Origin of the sequence: Streptomyces sp. SID5910 (genome assembly GCF_009862125.1) — a bacterium.
Lineage (GTDB): Bacteria > Actinomycetota > Actinomycetes > Streptomycetales > Streptomycetaceae > Streptomyces.
On record NZ_WWHX01000875.1, the window covers coordinates 1 to 5,044 of the forward strand.

Sequence of the window (5,044 nt, forward strand, 5' to 3'; positions counted from 1 at the left end):
AGGGGCGCGGGGAACTGCGCGACCAGCCACGACGCACCCGCACCCGGCAACGCAACAGCCCCCCGCAGCCCAGTGGCCGCAGGGGGCAAGTCGCAACCCGGCGTAACGGGGTGCCGCCTGCGCCCACCCGTGCCGCCCCAGGCGGCACGCATGCCCGCAGGCTGCGGCCGATGGCCGGCAGGCGGCGACGGGCGCCGGCAGGCACGCATGCCCGCAGGCTGGGGCACAGCTAGCGGAGGCGGGCCATCAGTGCGTGCTCCACGAGAGTGATCAGCGTCGACTTCGCGTCAGCCCGATGCCGCGCGTCCGTCGTGATGATCGGCGTGTCGGGGCCGATCTGAAGCGCCTCCCGGACCTCGTCCGGGTTGTACGGCTGCTGCCCGTCGAACCCGTTCAGGGCGATGACGAACGGCAGCCCGGAGTTCTCGAAATAGTCCACGGCCGGGAAGCAGTCGGCCAGACGCCGCGTGTCGACCAGCACGACCGCGCCGATGGCGCCCCGCACCAGGTCGTCCCACATGAACCAGAAGCGGTCCTGACCGGGCGTGCCGAACAGGTAGAGGATCAGGTCCTGGTCGAGCGTGATGCGGCCGAAGTCCATGGCGACCGTGGTGGTCGTCTTGTCCCCCGTGTGGGTGAGGTCGTCGATGCCCGCGGACGCGGACGTCATCACGGCCTCCGTGCGCAGCGGGTTGATCTCCGAGACGGCGCCGACGAACGTGGTCTTGCCCACGCCGAAACCGCCCGCCACCACGATCTTCGCGGACGTGGTGGAGCGGGAAGGCCCTCCGCTAGAGCTTGCGAAGTCCACTGAGCACCCTTTCGAGCAGTGTCACGTCTGGCTGGCCGCCGGCGTTCTCGTCGCCGCCGGGCTGATGGATGGCGACCAGGCCCGCCTCCGCCAAGTCGGCGACGAGGATCCTGGCCACGCCGAGAGGGATGGTCAGCAGGGCCGAGATCTCGGCCACCGACTTGATCTCCCGGCAGAGGTTGCAGATCCGCTGATGCTCGGGCAGCTGGCCCTGCATCTGGTGCGGCTGCGCGGTGGTGTGCACCAGTGCCTCGATGGCGAGCTGGTACCGCGGCCTGGTGCGGCCGCCCGTCATGGCGTACGGACGCACCAGAGGGTTGTTCGAGGCGCCCGCGGGCGCCGGCTCAGGGGTGCGGCGCTGCGGCTGCACGGGCTGGATGCGCGGAGCCTGCGGCTGGTCGTACGGCGAAGGGCCGGGGCCCTGCGGCGCGTACGGCTGCCGGTGGCTCGGAACGGAGGGGAAGCCGTATCCGTTCGCCGAGCCGTCGTTCTGGCCCTGTGCGGGGCCGTACGACCAGTTGCCCGAAGACGGACCGCCTGGGGGTGTTGCCACTTTCTCCTCCTCCGACTGTGCCTGGCATCCATCCCTGTGGAGCCGCGTCCCGAAACTTTACGGCCACGGGACGCCAAAACGCACCGTCTGTCCTTTAGTTGAGAAGGCTGCCCTGGAGCTCGGCCCGCAGATCGGGCGTCAGGACCGTGCCGGCACGGTCCACCAGAAGGGCCATCTCGTACCCAATGAGGCCGATGTCCGCCTCCGGGTGTGCGAGAACCGCGAGCGAGGAACCGTCGGAGATGGACATGATGAAGAGGAATCCCCGCTCCATCTCCACAACCGTCTGGTTCACGCTGCCGCCCTCGAAGATGCGCGAGGCACCGGCGGTCAGCGAGGTCAGACCGGAGGCGACGGCCGCGAGCTGGTCGGCGCGGTCGCGCGGGAACCCTTCGGACATCGCCAGAAGGAGTCCGTCGGCGGAGACCACCACCGTGTGGGACACCCCCGGGGTGTTGTCCACGAAGTTGGTGATCAACCAGTTCAGGTTCTGTGCCGCCTGGCTCATCGGGCTCACACTAACGCTCCTGGTTGTAGGTGCTGTCAGGACCACGGTGTTCATTCCCTGTGTCCTGGCCGTTCGTTTCACTGCCTGCGGTGCGGCCCCGTTGGACGCCGCGCCGCAGGTTGCTCAGCCTGCCCCGGACGTCCTCCGGGGCGCGGGAGACCTGCGGGCCCCCCTGGGGAGTGGTTTCGGCGGCGCCCTCGACCAGGTTGGCCTTGGGAACCCGCCGCGGCAGGCCGGAGGAGGTCACCCCGCCCGCCTTCGGCTTGCGCAGCGCCGAGGCCTGCTGCCAGCGCTCGTCGTTGGCCGAGCGCCAGTCGCCGGGGCCGCCGGCCGCCGGCGCCGAGGCCGGCGCCTCGTGGTCCACGAGCCCCGAGTCGCCCGGGCCGCCCGCGGTGGAACCGCGGCGCGGAAGGCCGGCGTCGGTGAGCTGGTGGCCGGCGGAGGAGGCCGGTCCCGGACGGTCGAAGCCTACGCGGTCCGCGTCGGCCACGTCAGCGGCCTGCGCGGTTTCCGCCCCGGGGGCATCCGCAGGGTACTGGTCCGGGTAGCCGTTCTGGTAACCGTCCTGCTGGGGCCAGTCGTCCTGGTACCGGCGCTGCTCGAAGGCCGAGTAGGGCTCCTGGGCACCGGAACCGGCGGGCTGGTGCCCGTTCGGCCGGTGCCCGTTCGGCTCCGCGTAGGACTGGCCGGCGTAGCCGCCGTTCGCCGAGTAGCCGTCGCCCTGGGGCAGTCCGCCGTTCGGCGCGTAGTACTGCTCCTCGTACGACGCCTGCTGCGGCTCCTCGTACGCCTGCTGCTGATCGGCGTACGCCGACTGCTGGTCGTACGCGCCGGTCTGCTGCTCGTCGTAACCGCCCTGGCCCTGACCGTAGACCGGCTGCTGACCGGTGAACTGGTCCTGGTATCCGGTGCCGTCGGCGCTCTGGCGGCCGTCGTGCTCCGCCGGGCCGGGCAGCTCGGGCTGCGCCTGGGCCTCCAGGGCCGCACGGCGCTCCTCGCGCATCAGGGAGCGGCCGACGGGGTCGAGCTCACGGATGTCGTCGGGGACCTCCGTGTAGCGGCTGTCGTCGAAGCCCAGCTCCGCGGCGGTCCGCATGGGCTGGCCGACCTGGCCGAAGCTCTCGCCCCGGAACTCCTGCTCGGGGATGATCTGCGAGACGGTGAACTCGTCGCGCTGCGGCTGCTGCTCGCCGCCACCGCCGTGCGTGATGGCGTCCGGGAGCATGACCAGCGAGGTGGTGCCCGCCTGCTCGCCGGAGGGGCGCAGCTGGACGCGGATGCCGTGCCGGTCGGACAGCCGGCCGACCACGAACAGGCCCATGCGCTGCGAGATCGCGGCGTCCACGGTCGGCGGGTTGGCCAGCTTGTGGTTGATGTCCGCGAAGTCCTCGGCGGTCAGGCCGATGCCCTTGTCGTGGATCTCGACCATCACGCGGCCGTCGGGCAGCCGGGTCGCGGTGACGCGGACCTTGGTCTGCGGGGAGGAGAACGTGGTCGCGTTCTCCAGCAGCTCGGCGAGCAGGTGCACGAGGTCGGTCACGGCGCGGCCGTGGATCTCGGCCTCCGGGACACCGGACAGCTCGATGCGCTCGTACTGCTCCACCTCGGAGGAGGCGGCGCGCAGCACGTCGACCAGCGGGACCGGCTGGTCCCAGCGGCGGCCGGGCTCCTCGCCGGCGAGGACCAGGAGGTTCTCGCCGTTGCGGCGCATACGGGTGGCGAGGTGGTCCAGCCGGAAGAGGTTCTCCAGCTGGTCGGGGTCGGCCTCGTTGTTCTCCAGGTCGGTGATCAGGCTCAACTGGCCCTCGATCAGCGACTGGTTGCGGCGCGACAGGTTGGTGAAGATCGCGTTGATGTTGCCCCGCAGCAGGGCCTGCTCGGAGGCGAGCCGGACGGCCTCGCGGTGCACCTGGTCGAAGGCGCGGGCGACTTCGCCGATCTCGTCGGTCGAGGTGATCGGGATCGGCGCCACCCGGGTGTCGACCCGGCCGGGGTCGGTGCGGGAGAGCTGGTCGACCAGCATCGGCAGGCGCTGCTCGGCGATGCCGAAGGCGGCGTTGCGGAGCTGGCGCATGGAGCGGCTCATCTGGCGGGCCACCATGCCGGCCAGGATGAACGCGGCGAGCAGCGCGATCACGACCGCGGCACCCGTGATGTAGGCGTCCTGCTCGGCGTCGTCGGCGATGGCGGACGCCTCGTCCACGGCCTTGTCGGCCAGGTCCGTCTCGATCTTCTCGTAGGCGTCGAACTTGAGGGTGTTGACCGCCCACCAGTTCTCCGGCGTGATGCCCTGCGCGGCGAGCGCGGCCCGGGCACTGGCGTCCGTGGAGTCCAGACCGGCGAGCTCGGAGATCATGGTCGTCGGGTTGGCCGGCGGCGGCACGTAGTCCGGGTCCTTGGCCTTGGCCTCCTTGGCCATGGCCGCGCCGTCCTCCTTGAGCTTCGCCTCGGCGTCCTCGAGCTTCTGCGCGTCCGCCTCGGTACCGCCGCCGATGTACTCCTCGATGGCGATGCGCTCGAGGTAGGCGTAGGAGGAGAGGGCGACGCGCTGGCTGGCGAGGTGGCTCGGCTCCGGACCCGGCTTGACCAGCATGTGCATGCCGATGGACCGCTCCAGCGAGAGCGCGGCCTTGGTCAGGGAGATCGCGTAGACGGTGCGGCCGTAGGAGGTGATGTTGCCGGTGCCCAGACCGAGCTCGTTGGCGAACTCCATCAGCGGGTGGGCGATGCCGGTGTAGCCCTCTTCGGTCTCCACGCCCTTCAGCTTGGCGGTGTAGGCGGTCGTGCGCAGCGTCTGGAGCTTGGGCTCCTGCTCGCGGAACACCTTCAGCCGGCGTTCCAGACCGGCCTTGCCCGGCATGGCCTGCGCGGCCTCGTCGAAGTCGTCGGCGGCCTCGTCCGTGGCCTTGCGGGCCTTGACGACGGTCTCGTCCTTCTCGTCCTTGCCCTGGAGCAGCGGCGCGGCGGTGACGTCACGCTCGTTGTAGAGGGCGTTGGCGTAGCCCAGGGACGCGCGCACCAGGCGGGCGGTGCTCTCGGCGTCCTCGGCGTCCTGCCAGGTGTCGATCGAGCTCTTCACCTGGAAGCCGCCCATGACGAGGCCGACCAGCACGGGGATGAGCAGGATCGCGTTCAGCCGCGTGGTCACCCGCCAGTTGCGCGGGGAGAAACA

Annotated in this window: 4 protein-coding genes; all 4 read right to left on the reverse strand. The window is 70.9% G+C overall.

From position 1 onward, the window contains the following. Positions 1-229: 229 nt before the first annotated feature. Positions 230-811 carry a GTP-binding protein gene (locus GTW67_RS30680; RefSeq protein ID WP_026243582.1) on the reverse strand — a complete coding sequence of 194 codons (582 nt, stop codon included), beginning with the start codon at positions 809-811 and terminating at the stop codon, positions 230-232. Further along, complete coding sequence (locus GTW67_RS30685; RefSeq protein ID WP_161168014.1) at positions 792-1,364, reverse strand: DUF742 domain-containing protein; 573 nt, start codon at positions 1,362-1,364, stop codon at positions 792-794. Before GTW67_RS30685 ends, GTW67_RS30680 begins: the two co-directional genes overlap by 20 nt. Positions 1,365-1,458: 94 nt before the next feature. Continuing rightward, positions 1,459-1,872, reverse strand: a complete 414-nt coding sequence (locus GTW67_RS30690) for a roadblock/LC7 domain-containing protein (RefSeq protein ID WP_004983065.1) — start codon at positions 1,870-1,872, stop codon at positions 1,459-1,461. A 10-nt stretch (positions 1,873-1,882) separates the two neighbouring features. Beyond that, a partial coding sequence (locus GTW67_RS30695) for a nitrate- and nitrite sensing domain-containing protein (RefSeq protein ID WP_237519106.1) occupies positions 1,883-5,044 on the reverse strand: 3,162 nt, incomplete at its 5' end.

Bases quoted from the DNA above. Each gene is read 5' to 3' on its own strand.
- GTW67_RS30690 (WP_004983065.1), bottom strand. From the start codon at position 1,872: ATGAGCCAGGCGGCACAGAACCTGAACTGGTTGATCACCAACTTCGTG.